Below are 16,195 nucleotides of genomic sequence, written 5' to 3'. Positions count from 1 at the left end.
GGGAGGCTGGGGTTTTCTCACCGGCGGATGAAGCTGAGATCGCCGCCCACTGGAAGGCGGCGCTGCAAGCAAAGCCCGCGATGTTCGATGGTCGAGTCCTGCTTGGCGTCGAAGCTGCGATCACAGACGAAACGCTTACCGCGCGCTACGCCGAGGTCGCGTTCTCGGCCTTCAACTGGTGGCGTGAGAAGGGGACGCGGTCGGATTTCCGCAATGTGTTCGGCGCGGCCGCCGTGGTCAGCGCGGACGGAGGCGTGCTGCTCGGCAGAATGGCGCCTCATACGGCCGCCGCCGGCAAGATCTACTTCCCCTGCGGCACGCCCGATCTTTCGGACATTCGCGACGGCCGGGTCGACCTCGAGTATTCGATCTCCCGAGAGCTTGAGGAGGAGACTGGCCTTACCGAACCCGAGGTCCTGGCCTCTCCTCATGCCTTCGCGATCTTCGCGCCCAAAGTCGTGGCTTATGTTCGCCGCTACGACACGGATCTGACCGAGGCCGAACTGAAGCGCCGCGTCGAAGCCCATTTAGGCCTCGATCCGACGCCGGAGCTGGACCGCATCATCTTTGTGCGTTCCGCCGAGGAGCTCACGGCGGAATCGCCCGAATACGTCCACCGCGCGCTGCCTGCGCTGCTCCGGTCAGGCGCCTGAAGGCGACGTCCTCATTCGCCCAGCGCCGCCGCCTGCACTTCGGACGCTGATCCCTCCTTCAGCACGGGGCGCGCGCTCGGCGCCGACGTGAAAAGCGCGGGGGATGCCGCCGCGACCGTCCCAACGGACGTCGGGGGAGCGTAGCGGCGGACCATCGCTGCGCAAAACTCGGCGAACTCTTCAGGGACCTGAGGAGCGCTGGTATGATGCGGCTCTATCCCGCGGTGCTCGGGGGTAAAGCAGAACGTGACGGTGGTCTCGAACTCCGCCAGCGCCTCCATCTGACGGTCGAACCATTCGAGCGCGCCGGGGCGGAAGCTGTCGGCCCAGGACAAACCCGTCCTCAAGTGGCGCACGCCGAGCCGGCGCATCCAGGCGACGGCCTCGTCCAGGCGGTGGTCTTCGAAATGGAACCACTGGCACAACCCCATGGAGGCGGCGTACTGGCCGTAGACCTCGACGCCGGGCTTTGGCGAGCCGTCCTCCCGTAGCAGACCCATGTGGAAGTGCCGGTAGTAGGACGAGCCTTCCGCCTCTCTGTGCCGGGTCGTGGCGCCCCAGGCCATGGGAAGGTCGTACAGACTGTACCAGTGGATGCGCGGGGCGCGCCCGATCAGAAGCTCGGCGGTCTTCTTCACGCCCCAAGCCTGGACCTCCTCGGAACCGAACGAGGACACGCCGACCTCGGTGACCCAGACCGGCTTGGTCGTCACCGCCCGGATCTCCTGGATCTTGGCGGGCCACTCGTCGATCTGCCAAAGGTTCCAGTCGAGCGGAAAGCCGTGAACCGCGATCACGTCGACCTCGTCCAGAGCGCCCTTCAGCTCCAACCGGTGGATGAAGGACGGATCGATGGGAGACATGCCCCCCAGCACGCGCGTCAGGCCGGAGTTCTCCGCGCGTATCGCCTGACCCGCGAGCCGCGTCATCCCGGCGAACAGATCCCATTCCGGGTCGATAAGCGGGTCCCAATGCGACTTGTTGTTCGGCTCGTTCCAGATCTTGACGGCTTCGATCATCCTGGACGAGCTCCGTTCTTCGGCGAGGCGGGGTAGACGGCGCCGTCATCCTTCGGCCGAACGCCGCGCCGGCAGATATAAACCTCCGCTTCGGGCCGCTCGAGGATCTCGAACCCGGCGCTCCGCAGCATGGCCTGCGAGCAGGCGGCGTTCGGCGTCCACCAATTGGTCCAGTCACCGGAATATTCGTGCTCGATAAAGTGCATCTTCGGATAGCCCGGCTCGTCGAAATGCTCCGCTTGGAAGAAGTCGTAATCCGCCTGAACGGGGTGAACCTCCTCGCTGCCGCGCTGCATCGTCTGGAACACCAGAAGGTCGCGGGCGACGTTGTCGTAGATCAGATCGAGCGCCAGCAGCGGGTGGCGCAGATGGTAGAACACCCCCATGAACAGCACGAGGTCGAAGCGCTCGCCGAGCGCGCCGAGGTCGTACACGCTGAGCTTGCGGAACTCGATGTCGGCCTCGAGCACTTCGGCGGCTAGGCGCGCTTGGGCGAGATAGCGATCGTCGGAATCGAGACCGAGCACCCGGTCGGCGCCGCGCCGCTTCATCTCCAGCGAGTAGAAGCCGGCGTTGCAGCCGATGTCTAGCACGCTCTTGCCGCCCAGATCGTCCGGGAGAGCGTGCGAGAAGCGGCTGAACTTGTTGCGGGGGTAATCGTGCAGAAAATGGTTCGGGGCGGTCGGCACGCCCTTGAGGTCCATGTTGTGGAACCAGTCGCCCAGCGCCTCGACCCTGGCCCTGATCCGATCCTGACTAAGATCATTCATGCGCAACCTCATTGAGAGCCGAGACCTTCATCCCCTCGCCGCCGATATGCAGCGTGGTGATCGATCCCGGAGCGATGTCGAAACGGTCGTAGAAGTGCAGCGGTAGCCCGAGTATGTGAGCCACGCCCGACTTGATGACGTCGCCGTGGCTCACCGCCGCCACGGACTCGCCCGCATGACGCTGGCCGATCGTCCGCAGCCATGTCGCGACGCGCAATTGCGCATGCGCCATGCTTTCGCCGCCGGGGACGGCGGCGCGTCCGCGATCCGCGTTCCATTCGCGCCATGACGGATCTTGATCGAGCTCGGAGAATGTCAGCCCGGCCCAGGCGCCGAAGTCGATCTCGATGAGCGCGTCTTCCACGATGACAGGAAGGGCGCAAGCCTCACCGATGATCGCGGCGGTCTCCTGCGTCCGCTCGAGGGGACTGGAATAGACAGCCGTCAGCGAAGCGCCCGCGAGCCGTTTCGCGACGGCGCGCGCCTCGCTCCGCCCGGCCTCGCCGAGGCCGACGCCTTCGCGCCGACCGCAGAGCGTCTTCGCGACGAGATCGTGGGTCCCGTGACGGACCAGATGAATGGTCGCTCCGATCACGACGGCCGTGATGAAGGCTGATCCAGCCCGGCGATGAAGCGCGCGGTGCGGTCATGCGCTTCGGAATCGTCGAACTGCTGGGGCGGGGACTTCATGAAATAGCTCGACGGACCGATCAAAGGTCCGCCGACGCCGCGGTCGAGCGCGAGTTTCGCGCAACGTACCGCGTCGATCACCACGCCAGCGCTGTTCGGGCTGTCCCAGACTTCGAGCTTGAGCTCGATGTTGAGGGGAACGTCGCCGAAGGTCGTGCCTTCCAGCCGAATGTGCGCCCATTTGCGGTCGGTCAGCCAGGGCACGAAGTCGCTCGGGCCGACATGGACGTCGTCCGGATCGAGCGGACGGTCGAGCTGGCTCGTCACCGCGCGGGTCTTCGAAATCTTCTTGGAGTCGAGACGCTCGCGCTCGAGCATGTTCTTGAAGTCGGAATTGCCGCCGAAGTTCAACTGATACGTCCGGTCCAGCCTGACGCCCCGCTCGCGCATCAAGTTGGCGAGCACGCGATGCACGATGGTCGCGCCGACCTGGCTCTTGATGTCGTCGCCGACGATCGGCAGGCCACGCTCTTCGAAGCGCTTCGCCCACGCGGGATCTGACGCGATGAACACGGGGATGCAGTTGACGAACGCGCATCCGGCGGCGAGCGCCTGCTCGGCGTAATGCTCGGTCGCCTTCTGGGAGCCGACCGGCAGGTAGGACACCAGCACGTCGGTCTGCGTCGCCTGCAAGGTCGCGGCGACGTCGACCGGAGGTTCGGGCGACTCCTCGATGTCCCCCGCCATGTACTTGCCGATGCCGTCGAGCGTCGGCCCGCGCAACACGCGGCTTCCGGATAGGGGAGGGGCTGCGAAGCGGATGGTGTTGTTCGGTTCGACGAAGATCGCCTCGGAGATGTCGCGCCCGACCTTGCCGGCATGGATGTCGAACGCGGCGGAGATCTCCATGTCGCCGATGTGGTAGCCGCCGAGCTCGACGTTCATGAGGCCGGGAGGCGGCTCGTTCGCGGGCGCGGTCGCGTAGTGGCTAAGGCCTTGTATGAATGACGAGGCGCAGTTGCCAACTCCGACGACGCCGACGCGAAGACGCTTCCTGGACATACAAAACCTTTCGATGGCCGCCCCATAGACTGGAGCTCAGCGACGCCCGGAGGTAAGTAGAAGCTGGCGAGCCGGTTTCCAGGAACTACATCGCCCCTTGAGGAATGGAATCCGTGTGGGGCGGAGCATCATCTTCATCTTCTTCCGGAACATACATGCCGTGATCGGAGTTAGCCTCAGCGGCCGACGAACAGCAAATCTTCGCCGCGAGCAAAAATAAAGACGGGGGTCTTATGACCGAAACTATCCTCATCACCGGAGGCGCAGGCTTCGTCGGCCGCCATGTCGCAAAAGCCCTGCTGCGGGACGGCCATCGCGTCCGTGCTCTCGACAGCCTGATCGAGCAGGTGCACCCGACGCGCTCCCGCCCGTCGGAGCTCGATGAGGACGTCGAGCTGATCGTCGGCGACATCCGGGACGGCGACGTGGTCCGGCGCGCGGTGACAGGCGCGGACGCGGTGATCCACCTCGCAGCCGAGGTCGGGGTCGGCCAGAGCATGTACGCCATCGATCGCTATACCTCGGTCAATGACTACGGCACCGCGGTGCTGTTCCAGCAATTGCTGGAGCATCCCGTGCGCCGCGTCGTGATCGCCTCCTCGATGAGCATCTACGGCGAGGGGCTCTACCGCACGGCGGACGGCGAACTGATGCAGGACGTGGTCCGTGGCCCCCGCAATGCAGACGGGTCGTGGGATCCGCTCGACAAAGCGGGCCGGCCTCTGGTTCCAATCCCGACCCCGGAGACCAAGCAGCCTGCGCTCAAGAGCGTCTACGCCATCAACAAATTCGTGCAGGAGCGGCTAACGCTCACCCTGACATCGCAATACGGCATGGAAGGCGCGGCGCTGAGGCTCTGGAACATCTACGGCCCAGGGCAGGCGCTCTCCAATCCCTATACCGGCGTGCTCGCGATCTTCGCCTCGCGGATCATGAACGGCCAGTCTCCGATGGTGTTCGAGGACGGTAAGCAGCGCCGCGACTTCGTCCACGTCTCGGACGTCACGCGCGCCTTCCTGCTGGCGCTCCAGAAGCCCGAGGCGAACGGCGAGGTCTTCAACATCGGCTCCGGCGAGGACCGGAACGTCGAAGAGGTCGCACTTCTGCAGGCCGCTTCGATGGGGCGCGCCGACATCGCGCCTGAAATCACCCAGCAGGCGAGGGCGGGTGACATCCGCCACAACATTCCCGACCTTACAAAAGCGCGCGACGTGCTCGGCTACGAGGCGAAGCAGGACTTCGCCTCAGGGCTGGAAGAGCTCGCGGAATGGGTGGCGCGGCAGGAATCCCAGGATCGCGTCGCGGACGCGCGCCGCGAGCTGGAAATGCGGGGACTGGTGGCGTGAGCGACTCCGCGACAGGCTGCGCGCTCGTCACGGGCGGCGCCGGCTTCATCGGCAGCAATCTGGCGGATCGGCTGGCGCGCGACGGGATGCGCGTCGTCGTTCTGGACTCGCTGGCGCGGCCCGGCGTCGAGCGGAACCTCGCATGGCTCGAAAGTCGCTATGGAGATCGCATCGAGCGCCTGGTCGGCGACATCCGCGACCGGCGCGTCGTGGCGGAGGCCGCCCGCGAGGCCCAGGTGGTGTTCCATCTCGCCGGACAGGTCGCTGTCACGAGCAGCTTGGAGGACCCTGTGGAGGATTTCGAGGTCAACCTCAAAGGCACGCTCAACATCCTCGAGATCGCTCGCGATCGCCGTGTTCCGGTGATCTTCGCGAGCACGAACAAGGTCTATGGCGACCTTGCCGACATCGATCTCGAACTCGTGGACGAGGCCTATCTGCCAGTCGATCGCACAATCCGCTCTTCGGGGATCGGCGAGGCCCGGCCGCTCGATTTTCACACGCCCTATGGCTGCTCCAAGGGCGGCGCGGACCAATATGTGCTCGACTATTCTCGCAGCTTCGGCGTTCCGACCTGCGTAATGCGCATGAGCTGCATCTATGGCCCGCGCCAAATGGGGACCGAGGATCAGGGCTGGGTCGCCCATTTCCTCATCCGCGCGCTGAAAGGCGAGACGATCAGCATCTTCGGCGACGGCCGCCAGGTGCGTGACGTGCTGTTCGTCGGCGACGCCGTGGAGGCCTATCTCTCAGCTTGGCGCAACATCGAAGCGGTCTCGGGTCAGGCCTTCAACCTCGGCGGCGGGGCGAGCAACGCGGTCAGTCTGCGCCGCCTCGTCGCTCATATCGAGGATCTGATCGGCCGCCGTGTCGACCTTGAGTTCCACGATTGGCGCGCCGGGGATCAGCGCTACTTCGTGGCGGACGCTGCGAAGGCGCGCGGCGCTCTTGGTCTCGCGGCTCCGGTCGCGTGGCGCGAAGGCGTTGCCGAGCTCGCGAACTGGCTCCGCTCCGAAGGCGCAGCCGCGCCGAAGCCGCTGGAGGTGGCGTCCCTGTGACGCGAGCGGCGCCCGGCCACGTCTTCATGACGACGGACGCCATTGGCGGCGTCTGGACCTACGCCGTCGACCTCGCCGCAGGACTGGCGGAGCGCGGCGTGCGCGTGACGCTTGCGGCGCTCGGCCCCTCGCCGAGCGATGCGCAGCGGCGCCAGGTCAGCGCCGTGGGGGCCGAGCTCATCGACACAGCGCTGCCGCTCGATTGGCTGGAGGAGGACGCACGCCGGATAGACAATGCGGGGGCTGCGCTCACGGACCTCGCCAATCGGTCCGGCGCGGACCTCGTCCATCTCAACAGTCCGATCTTCGCGGCGTCCGGCTTCACTGCGCCAGTCGTCGGGGTCTGTCATTCCTGTCTCGCGACGTGGTGGGCCGCGATGCGCGGGGGCGAGATGCCGGCGTCCTTCAATGAGCGGACCGAGCGGCTGAGGCGCGGCTATGAGGCGTGTTCTGCGCTGATCGCGCCGAGCGACGCCTTCGCCGAGGCGACAGCGGCGCAGTACGGCGTCGCGTCGGTCGCTGTGCATAACGGCCGGGCCCCGCGCGTCCCGGCGCCGCAGTCGAGCGAGCGGCCATTCGCGCTGACGGCCGGTCGCCTGTGGGATCCCGCCAAGAATCTTGCGGCGCTGGATGCGGCCGCGAGCATGATGCGCGGGACGGTCGAGGCCGCAGGGCCGCTAGAAGGACCGAACGGCGAGCGCGCAGCGACGAGCGCGGTGGTCTCGCTCGGACCGCTCGATTCCGAAGACATGGCGCGACGGCTTGGCGAAGCGGGAGCATTCGTCTCGCTTGCGCTCTACGAGCCGTTCGGGCTCAGCGTGCTCGAGGCCGCGCAGGCCGGCTGTGCGCTGGTGTTGGCGGACATCCCGACGTTTCGAGAGCTGTGGGCCGGCACCGCATTGTTCGTCGATCCGCGCGATCCTGCGGCCGTCGCCGCGACGCTCGATGGCGTGCTGGACGATCGGAGCGAACGCGAACGGCTCGGCGCGCTTGCTGAGGCGCGCGCCGCCCGCTTCACCCTCGACGCCATGACCGGGGGCACGCTCGGCGTCTACGCCCAAGCCCTGTCGCGCGCTCTCGGACAGAGCGCGGCGTGAAGATCGTCTATTTCACCCATTCGCTCGCTTCGTGCTGGAACCACGGCAACGCGCATTTCCTGCGCGGCGTTTTGCGAGAATTGATCGCGCGCGGGCACGAGGTGGCCATCTACGAGCCCGAGGGCGCCTGGAGCCTCACCAACCTCTTGACCGATCACGGCGAGGCAGCGCTGGAGCCTTGGCGCGCCGCTTATCCCGAGCTTTCGTCGAAGACCTATGGCGAGGCGTTCGATCCCGCGGAAGCGTGCGACGGCGCCGACCTCGTCATCGTCCACGAGTGGAACGAACCGGATCTCGTCGCCGCGATCGGGCGTCAGCGGCGGCGTCGGCCTTTCACACTGCTCTTCCACGACACGCATCATCGTGCGGTGAGCGATCCGGACGCGATCAGCGTCTTCGACCTCTCCGACTATGACGGCGTGCTCGCCTTCGGAGAGACGCTGGCCGAGGTCTATCGCGGCTGGGGTTGGGGCGGCCGCGTGTTCGTCTGGCACGAGGCGGCCGACGTGAGGCTGTTTCATCCGCCGGCCGAGGAAGGGCCGCGCGAGGGACTGGTCTGGATTGGCAACTGGGGCGATGGCGAGCGCACGCAGGAGCTCGAGGCCTTCCTGTTCAAGCCGGCCGAGGCGGTCGAGCTGACGCTCGACATTCACGGCGTCCGTTATCCGCCGGAGGCGCTGGCGCTCCTGAAACGCTATGGCGCGCGTTATCGCGGATGGCTCGCCAATGCTCGGGCGCCCGAAGTTTTCGCGCTGCATCTTGCGACCGCGCATGTCCCGCGGCGGTTCTACGTCGAGCGGCTTCCAGGCATTCCGACGATCCGCGTGTTCGAGGCGCTCGCCTGCGGCATCCCGCTGGTCTCCGCGCCCTGGAGCGACAGCGAGAACCTGTTCCGTCCCGGCGAGGACTTCCTTGTGGCGAATGACGGCGCGGCGATGGCGACGCATCTCGCAGCCCTGCGAGACGATCCGGAGCTCCGGCGCTCGCTCGTCGCGAACGGGCTGCAGACGATCCTCGCCCGGCATACCTGCGGCCATCGCGCCGACGAGCTTCTCGCCCATGTGGCGCAACTCCGCGCCTCGACTGCTTCCGTCGCGGAAATGGAGTCCGCTCGATGAAGATCGCCTTCTACGGTTCGAGCCTGCTGTCCTCGTACTGGAACGGCGCCGCGACCTACTATCGCGGCATGCTCGGCGAGTTGGCGAAGCTCGGCTGGAAGGTCGTCTTCTACGAACCCGACGCCTTCGACCGTCAGAAGAACCGCGACATCGATCCGCCGGATTGGGCGGAGGTCGTCGTCTATGACGCCACGCCCGAGGCCTGCCGCAAGGTGATGGCGCGCGCCGCGGAGGCGGACGTCGTCGTCAAGGCGAGCGGCGTCGGCGTGTTCGACGACGAGCTGCTGGGCGTGTTCGATCTGGCGCGGCCGGGCGCGCTGCGGATCTTTTGGGACGTCGACGCGCCCGCAACGCTCGCCGAGATGCGGCTCAATCCTGAGATGCCGTTGAAGAAGGCGCTGCCGAACCTCGACTTCGTCTTCACCTATGGCGGCGGCCCCCCTGTCGTAGCGGCCTATGAAGCGATGGGCGCGCCGGTCTGCCGGCCGATCTACAACGCGCTCGACCCCACGACGCACCATCCCGTTCCTGCTGAACCGCGCTTCACAGCCGACCTCGCGCTGCTCGCCAACCGTCTGCCGGACCGCGAAAGCCGGATCGAGCGTTTCTTCCTCGAGCCTGCCGCGGGGCTGCCGGACCGCCGATTCCTGCTCGGCGGCAGCGGGTGGCACGACAAGCACATGGCCCCGAACGTGACCGCGATCGGCCATGTCGGCACCCGCGACCACAACGCCTTCAATTGCTCGCCGCTCGCCGTGCTGAACGTCGCGCGCGACAGCATGGCGGAGATCGGCTTCTCGCCCGCGACCCGCGTATTCGAGGCGGCGGGCGCCGGGGCCTGCCTGATCACCGATTTCTGGGAAGGCATCGAGATGTTCCTCGAGCCCGATAGCGAAGTGCTGGTCGCGCGCGACGGAAAAGACGTCGCGGAGCATCTCGCCGCGCTGACGCCCGAGCGCGCCGCGACCATCGGCGAGGCGGCCCGGCTGCGCATCCTCGCAGGGCATACCTACGAGCGCCGGGCGCTTGAGGTCGATGCGCTCCTGCGCAGCGAAGGCGCATGGCGGTCCGAAAGGAAGAGCGCATGAGCGGCTCCTTGAAGCTCGTCATCCTCGGCCTCAGCCTCTCCTCGTCATGGGGAAACGGACACGCCACGACCTATCGGGCGCTGCTCAAGGCCTTGGCCGCTCGGGGGCATGACGTCCTGTTCCTGGAGCGGAACGCGACCTGGTACGCCGCCCACCGCGATCTGACCGACCCCGACTATTGCCGGCTCGCCTTCTACGATGATCTCGCCGGCCTCGAACGCTGGGCGGAGGAGGTGAGGGGGGCCGACGCGGTGATCGTCGGGTCCTATGTGCCGGAAGGCGTCGCCGTCGGTCGCTGGGCGCGGGAGACGGCCGTTGGGCCGGTCGCGTTCTACGACATCGACACCCCGGTGACGCTCGCCAAGCTCGGCCGCGGCGATGAGGAGTATCTCGCGGCGGACGCCATTGCCGATTTTGACCTCTATTTCTCCTTCACCGGCGGCCCGACCCTCGACCGGCTGGAGCGGATCTTCGGATCGCCGGCCGCCCGCGCGCTTTATTGCTCCGCCGATCCCGACATCTATCGCCCGCTCGAAGCGCCGCGCCGCTGGGACTTGTCCTATCTTGGCACATACAGCGACGACCGGCAGCCCGTGCTCGAGCGGCTTCTGATCGAGGCGGCGCGCCGCGCGCCTCACCTGAAGTTTGCGGTCGCCGGGCCGCAATACCCCGCCGATATCGCTTGGCCCGCGAACGTGGAGCGGCTGGAGCATGTCGCTCCGGCCGACCATCCCGCCTTCTACGCCGCGAGCCGCTTCACCCTGAACGTCACGCGCGCCGACATGGTGGCCGCGGGATTCAGCCCGAGCATCCGCCTGTTCGAGGCGGCCGCGTGCGCCACGCCGATCATCTCGGATGTGTGGGACGGCCTCGATACCGTCTTTGGGCTTGGCCAGGAGATCCTGACCGCGACCTCGACCGACGATGTCCTCGCGGCGCTTGACCTCCCTGAGGCCGAGCGCGACGCGATCGGGCAGGGCGGCCGCAGGCGCGTGCTTACGGCTCACACGCCAACCCATCGCGCCGAGACGCTTGAGCGGGAGCTGCGCGCGGCCGCGCGACGGCGAACCGCGCCATTGATGACGCCGGATTTGAAGACCTCAGGAACAAGGGAGCCGATGATGCTTGATCAGACGACGAAGCGCCGGATTCTCGTAGCCGGCGGCGCCGGATTCCTAGGCTCCCATCTCTGCGATCGCCTGCTTGATTCCGGCGCGCGGGTGTTGTGCGTCGACAATCTGCTCACCGGAAGCATGGACAACCTCAGGCAGGCGCTCCGGCGGCCGAATTTTGAGTTCATCGAGGCTGACATCGTCGAGCCGCTCCCGGCGCGCATCACCAGCCGCGCCTTCGACCGGATCTACAATCTCGCCTGCCCGGCCTCGCCGCCGCTCTACCAGGCCGACCCGGAGCACACGCTGCTCACGAGCGTGCTGGGCACCAAGCACCTGCTGGATCTGGCCGAAAAGACCGGGGCGCGCTTCCTGCTGAGCTCGACGAGCGAGATCTACGGCGATCCGCACGTCCACCCCCAGCCCGAAACTTATTGGGGCCACGTGAACTCGACCGGCCCGCGCGCCTGCTATGACGAAGGCAAGCGCTGCGCTGAGACGCTGACATTCGACTTCTCTCGCGCCGGCCGTGGCGAGGTCCGCGTTGCGCGAATCTTCAACACCTATGGGCCCCGGCTCTCCGCCGCCGATGGTCGCGTGGTCTCCAGCGTGGTGAGCCAGGCGCTCGCCGGCGACGACATCACCGTGTTCGGCGACGGCAGTCAGACCCGATCCTTTTGCTACGTCGATGACATGATCGACGGGCTGATTGCCTTGATGGAGCACGACGGTCCGGAACCAGGACCCATCAACCTCGGCAATCCCGCGGAGATGACTGTGAACGAGCTGGTCGAGGTTGTGCTGAAGATCACCGGCTCGACCTCGCGGGTGAAGCGCATGGACCTTCCGGTGGACGATCCGAAGCGCCGCAGGCCGGACATCGCCAAGGCCCAGACTGTGCTGGGCTGGCGGCCGATCACGACGCTCGAGCAGGGTCTTACCGCCACCATGAACTGGTTCGACGGTCGCGCCGACGGCGCGGCATCGATCCCTAAGCCTGCCGCAGAGCCGGCGGCGGTGGCGTAACGCGCCGCGTTCGAGGTTCAGACGGGCGTTTCAGGAGGTTCAGGAATGGGCGACGTTCTCGCGTCAGGCGGGACGATGCGGGCGGCCGTGGTCGTCGGGCCGCATCGGTCGACGGTCCAAGCGGTCGAGCGGCCGGAGCCGCAGGCGGGCCAGGTTCGCGTGCGCCTGCAGGGCTGCGGCGTCTGCGCGTCCAACCTGACCCCATGGTCGGGACCGGAGTGGATGCAGTTTCCAACCGCGCCGGGCGGCCTCGGCCATGAGGGCTGGGGCGTGATCGACGCGGTCGGCGAAGGCGTCACCGGCTTGCCGGTTGGCGCGCGCGTCGCCGCGCTTTCGCACAACGCCTACGCCGAGTACGACCTCGCGACCCCGGATCAGGTCGTCCTGCTTCCGGACGCGCTTCAAGGCCAACCGTTTCCTGGCGAGCCGCTCGGCTGCGCGATGAACATCTTCCGACGCAGCGAGATTGAGGCCGGGCAGACGGTCGCGATCGTCGGCATCGGGTTTCTCGGCGCGATCCTGACGCGGCTGGCGGCCGACGCCGGCGCACGCGTGATCGCGATCTCGCGCCGTGAGTTCTCGCTGGAGGTCGCGCGTAAGATGGGCGCCGCCGAGACGATCCCGATGGTCGACCATTACGAGATCATCGAGCGGGTGCGCGATCTGACCGGCGGCGCGTTTTGCGACCGGGTCATCGAGGCGGTCGGCAAGCAGTGGCCGCTCGATCTCGCCGCCGAACTGACCCGCGAGCGAGGGCGGCTGATCATCGCCGGCTACCACCAGGACGGCCCGCGCCAGATCAACATGCAGCTCTGGAACTGGCGCGGTCTGGACGTCATCAACGCCCATGAGCGTGACGCGGCGGTCTATGCGCGCGGCGTGCGCGAGGCTGTCGAGGCGGTGGCGTCCGGGCGGTTAGACCCGACGCCGCTCTACACGCATGTCTTCCCGCTCGACCGTCTGGATGAGGCGCTGACGGCGACTCGCGACAGGCCCGACGGCTTTCTGAAGGCGCTGGTGACATGCGCGTGAGCGACGAGGCGCTGAAAAGCGGCGCGGCCGATAAGACAAGCGCGCGTCCCCGCGTCGGCTTTCTCGGCGTGGGCTGGATCGGCCGCCACCGCATGGAGGCGATGCTTGCGACGGGGGCGATCGAGGCCGCCGCCTATGTCGATCCGTTTAACGACGCGGCGGCCGAGGCGGCGAAGCTCGCGCCACAGGCGACAAGGTCGGCCTCATTCGACGCCCTGCTTGACCTCGGTCTCGACGCGGTGGTGATCGCCACGCCGAGCGCAGCCCACGCCGAACAGTCGATCCGCGCTCTTGAGCGTGGCGTCGCGGTGTTCTGCCAGAAGCCGCTGGGGCGCAGCGAGGCGGAAGTGCGCGCCGTCATCGAGGCGGCGCGGCAAGCGGATCGACTGCTCGCCGTCGATCTGTCCTACCGCTTCACCGAAAGTGCGCGTCGCATCCGCGACCTGATCCGGTCCGGCGACCTTGGCCGGGTGCACGCCGTCGATCTCGTGTTTCACAACGCCTATGGCCCGGACAAGCCGTGGTTCTATGACCGAGCGCTGTCGGGCGGCGGCTGCGTGATGGATCTTGGGGTCCATCTCGTCGATCTCGCTTTTTGGATGCTGGAAGGCGACGAGGTCGCCGAGGTCGTCTCGCACCTCTCTGCGGGGGGAGAGGCGCTCTCCGCGCCGCTCGACCGGACAGAAGACTATGCGGTCGCGACGCTCGTCCTGAAATCCGGAACGGTCGTGCGGCTCGCCTGTTCGTGGCGGCTCCAGGCGGGACAGGACGCGGTGATCTCCGCCTCGTTCTACGGAACGCAAGGCGGGGCCGAGATGCGCAACGTCGGGGGATCATTCTACGATTTTGTGGCCGAGCGGTTCAGCGGCACGTCGCGGAGCGAACTCGCCTCGCCGCCAGACGCCTGGAACGTCCGCGCCGCCGCCGATTTTGCCGTGCGACTTGCAGCGGGCGAGCGGTTCGATCCTTCCGTCGCGGCGCTCGCAAGGGTGGCGCAGGCGCTCGACCGCATCTACGCCTAGCCCGCCCGAGAGCCCGCTCGTAGGACTGCTGTTCCCCGGCTTTTGCAGGCGAGTCGCGTTCCGGACGAGGCGGAAATCTACTCGATCGGTCGTCGCGCCAACGCGTTCTTAACGCCCGCGGCCGCAGCGCCCTCTTCATTCACAACGTCGCTCCGCCGCATCTAACGCCGACGCGCCAACTCCGGCGCGGGCGGAGCCTGACGATGATCGATCTCATGATGCTGGCCGGCGGCCTCGCCGGCTTCGCGGCGCTCGGCGCCTATACGTTCGGCTGCGAGCGGCTGTGAGGCGACAGCCATGACGCTGCTCGGCCTTCCCGTGCTCGACGCGGCGCTCGGCGCCGCCGCGACGCTCGTCATCACGCTGGTGTTCGCCGCGGCTCTGCTGCGTCCCGAGCGGTTCTAAACGCCTCGCCAATCCTCATTCCAGGCTCACCCAGATGACAGTCAACGGCTGGCTGCAGATCGCCTTGTTCTGCGCGATCACGCTTCTCCTCACGCGTCCGCTCGGCGGCTTTCTCACGAAGGTCTATTCGGGCGAGCGCACGTTCCTTCATCCCGTGCTCGCGCCGGTCGAGCGCAGCTTCTACGCCATCGCGGGCGTCCGTCCGGACCGCGATCAGAGCTGGTCGGCCTACGCCATCGCGATGCTCGCGCTTCATGTCGTTGGCTTCCTCGCCGCCTACGCCGTCCTGCGCCTGCAGGGCGCACTGCCCTGGAACCCTCAGGGCTTCGCGGGCGTGACGCCGGACCTCGCGCTCAACACCGCGATCTCCTTCCTGACCAACACCAACTGGCAGTCCTATGGCGGCGAGACGACCATGAGCTACGGCTCGCAGATGGTCGCGCTTACCGTGCAGAACTTCCTGTCGGCGGCGACGGGCATGGCGCTCGCGGTCGCCCTCATCCGCGGTTTTGCGCGGAAGTCCGCGAGCGGCGTCGGCAACTTCTGGGCCGATCTCACGCGCTCGGTCCTCTACGTCCTGCTGCCGGCCTGCATCGTGCTCGCGCTGGTCTATGTCGCGCTCGGCGTCCCGCAGACGCTGCAGGCTTACGCCTCCGCCAAGACGCTCGAAGGCGCCGGCCAGACGATCGCGCTTGGGCCGGTCGCGAGCCAGCTCGCGATCAAGATGCTCGGCACCAATGGCGGCGGCTTCTTCAACGCCAACTCGGCGCATCCCTTCGAAAACCCTGACGCGCTCGCGAACCTGATCCAGATGGTCTCGATCTTTGGGATCGGCGCGGCTCTGACCAACGTGTTCGGCCGCATGGTCGGGGACGAGCGGCAGGGCTGGGCGATCCTCGCCGCGATGGGCGCGCTGTTCCTGACGGGCGTCGCCGTCACCTACTGGGCCGAAGCCGCCGCAAACCCGATCCATGTCGCGCTCGGCGTCGATCCGTCGGCTGGCAACATGGAAGGCAAGGAGGTCCGCTTCGGGATCGCGCTGTCGAGCCTCTTTGCGGTGATCACGACCGCCGCCTCCTGCGGCGCCGTGATCGCGATGCACGACAGCTTCTCGGCGATCGGCGGAATGATCCCGATGATCAACATGCAACTCGGCGAGGTCATCGTCGGCGGTGTCGGCGCAGGGCTCTACGGCATGCTGCTGTTCGCCGTCGTCGCGGTGTTCGTCGCGGGGCTGATGGTCGGCCGCACGCCGGAATATGCGGGCAAGAAGATCGAGAGCCGCGAGGTGAAGCTCACCATGCTCGCTCTGCTGTGCTCGCCCTTCGCCACGCTCGTGCTTCTGGCGGTCGCCGCGACCAGCGCGGCGGGCCTCGCCGGCCTGCTCGCCAGCGGCCCGCACGGCTTCTCCGAGATGCTCTACGCGACCACGTCGGCCGCGGCGAACAACGGCTCCGCCTTCGCGGGACTGACGGCGAACTCGCCCTTCTGGAACGTGCTGCTCGCGATCGGGATGATGATCGGCCGGTTTGCCCTGATCGTCCCGATGCTGGCGGTTGCGGGATCGCTCGCCGCCAAGACGCGCGTCCCGGCCTCCGCCGGCACCTTCCCGACCCATGGCGGCCTGTTCGTCGGCCTGCTGATCGGCGTCGTGCTGATCGTCGGCGGCCTCACCTACTTCCCGGCGCTCTCCCTCGGCCCGATCGCGGACGCACTTGCGACCTCCGCCGGCCAGACCTTCTGACGCGCCCTTCTCG

14 protein-coding genes and 1 pseudogene are annotated in these 16,195 nt (G+C 67.3%); 11 read left to right on the top strand and 4 right to left on the bottom strand.

Annotated features, from left to right (window positions below; all coding sequences use genetic code 11):
* Window positions 1-80 precede the first annotated feature (80 nt).
* Window positions 81-653, top strand: a complete 573-nt coding sequence (locus EYR15_RS12780) for an NUDIX domain-containing protein (RefSeq protein ID WP_131003941.1) — start codon at window positions 81-83, stop codon at window positions 651-653.
* A gap of 11 nt (window positions 654-664) precedes the next feature.
* Here EYR15_RS12780 and EYR15_RS12775 read toward each other — a convergent pair whose 3' ends face one another.
* Genes EYR15_RS12775 through EYR15_RS12760 form a run of 4 tightly spaced genes read right to left on the bottom strand, consistent with a single transcriptional unit; the run spans window position 665 to window position 4,134 of the window.
* Complete coding sequence (locus EYR15_RS12775; protein WP_245498299.1) at window positions 665-1,672, bottom strand: beta-xylosidase; 1,008 nt, start codon at window positions 1,670-1,672, stop codon at window positions 665-667.
* Window positions 1,669-2,442 carry a TIGR04290 family methyltransferase gene (locus tag EYR15_RS12770; protein WP_131003940.1) on the bottom strand — a complete coding sequence of 258 codons (774 nt, stop codon included), beginning with the start codon at window positions 2,440-2,442 and terminating at the stop codon, window positions 1,669-1,671. The genes EYR15_RS12775 and EYR15_RS12770 overlap by 4 nt, the downstream gene beginning before the upstream one ends.
* Complete coding sequence (locus EYR15_RS12765; protein WP_245498298.1) at window positions 2,435-3,037, bottom strand: histidine phosphatase family protein; 603 nt, start codon at window positions 3,035-3,037, stop codon at window positions 2,435-2,437. Before EYR15_RS12765 ends, EYR15_RS12770 begins: the two co-directional genes overlap by 8 nt.
* Window positions 3,034-4,134 (bottom strand): inositol-3-phosphate synthase, encoded by a 1,101-nt coding sequence (locus EYR15_RS12760; RefSeq protein ID WP_131003939.1) that lies wholly within the window; start codon window positions 4,132-4,134, stop codon window positions 3,034-3,036. The genes EYR15_RS12765 and EYR15_RS12760 overlap by 4 nt, the downstream gene beginning before the upstream one ends.
* Before the next feature lie 233 nt (window positions 4,135-4,367).
* Here EYR15_RS12760 and EYR15_RS12755 point away from each other — a divergent pair, with 233 nt between their 5' ends.
* The 10 genes and pseudogenes from EYR15_RS12755 (at window position 4,368) to kdpA (ending at window position 16,182) form a co-directional block, all read left to right on the top strand.
* Entirely contained in the window at window positions 4,368-5,480 is a 1,113-nt protein-coding gene (locus tag EYR15_RS12755; protein WP_131003938.1) for an NAD-dependent epimerase/dehydratase family protein, read from the top strand.
* A complete protein-coding gene (locus tag EYR15_RS12750) occupies window positions 5,477-6,538 on the top strand; it encodes an SDR family NAD(P)-dependent oxidoreductase (RefSeq protein ID WP_245498297.1) in 1,062 nt (353 codons plus the stop codon). Before EYR15_RS12755 ends, EYR15_RS12750 begins: the two co-directional genes overlap by 4 nt.
* Window positions 6,539-6,564: 26 nt before the next feature.
* Window positions 6,565-7,635: a glycosyltransferase family 4 protein gene (locus tag EYR15_RS12745; protein WP_131003936.1), complete on the top strand. Its 1,071-nt coding sequence runs from the start codon at window positions 6,565-6,567 to the stop codon at window positions 7,633-7,635.
* Window positions 7,632-8,753 (top strand): CgeB family protein, encoded by a 1,122-nt coding sequence (locus EYR15_RS12740; protein ID WP_131003935.1) that lies wholly within the window; start codon window positions 7,632-7,634, stop codon window positions 8,751-8,753. Before EYR15_RS12745 ends, EYR15_RS12740 begins: the two co-directional genes overlap by 4 nt.
* Window positions 8,750-9,841: a CgeB family protein gene (locus EYR15_RS12735; RefSeq protein ID WP_131003934.1), complete on the top strand. Its 1,092-nt coding sequence runs from the start codon at window positions 8,750-8,752 to the stop codon at window positions 9,839-9,841. Before EYR15_RS12740 ends, EYR15_RS12735 begins: the two co-directional genes overlap by 4 nt.
* A pseudogene (locus EYR15_RS12730) lies at window positions 9,838-10,917 on the top strand (CgeB family protein); the annotation flags it as partial. The gene EYR15_RS12735 and the pseudogene EYR15_RS12730, both read left to right, overlap by 4 nt.
* 45 nt (window positions 10,918-10,962) lie before the next feature.
* A complete protein-coding gene (locus EYR15_RS12725; RefSeq protein ID WP_131004049.1) occupies window positions 10,963-11,979 on the top strand; it encodes a UDP-glucuronic acid decarboxylase family protein in 1,017 nt (338 codons plus the stop codon).
* A 45-nt stretch (window positions 11,980-12,024) separates the two neighbouring features.
* A complete protein-coding gene (locus tag EYR15_RS12720; RefSeq protein WP_131003933.1) occupies window positions 12,025-13,011 on the top strand; it encodes an MDR/zinc-dependent alcohol dehydrogenase-like family protein in 987 nt (328 codons plus the stop codon).
* Entirely contained in the window at window positions 13,002-14,033 is a 1,032-nt protein-coding gene (locus tag EYR15_RS12715) for a Gfo/Idh/MocA family protein (RefSeq protein ID WP_131003932.1), read from the top strand. Before EYR15_RS12720 ends, EYR15_RS12715 begins: the two co-directional genes overlap by 10 nt.
* Window positions 14,034-14,472: 439 nt before the next feature.
* Window positions 14,473-16,182 carry a potassium-transporting ATPase subunit KdpA gene (gene kdpA / locus EYR15_RS12710; RefSeq protein WP_131003931.1) on the top strand — a complete coding sequence of 570 codons (1,710 nt, stop codon included), beginning with the start codon at window positions 14,473-14,475 and terminating at the stop codon, window positions 16,180-16,182.
* Window positions 16,183-16,195 lie beyond the last annotated feature (13 nt).

The sequence above is a fragment of the Hansschlegelia quercus genome (genome assembly GCF_004310425.1).
GTDB lineage: Bacteria > Pseudomonadota > Alphaproteobacteria > Rhizobiales > Methylopilaceae > Methylopila > Methylopila quercus.
Note: the sequence above shows the minus strand (reverse complement) of the source record. Positions and strands in the feature narration are given on the sequence as shown.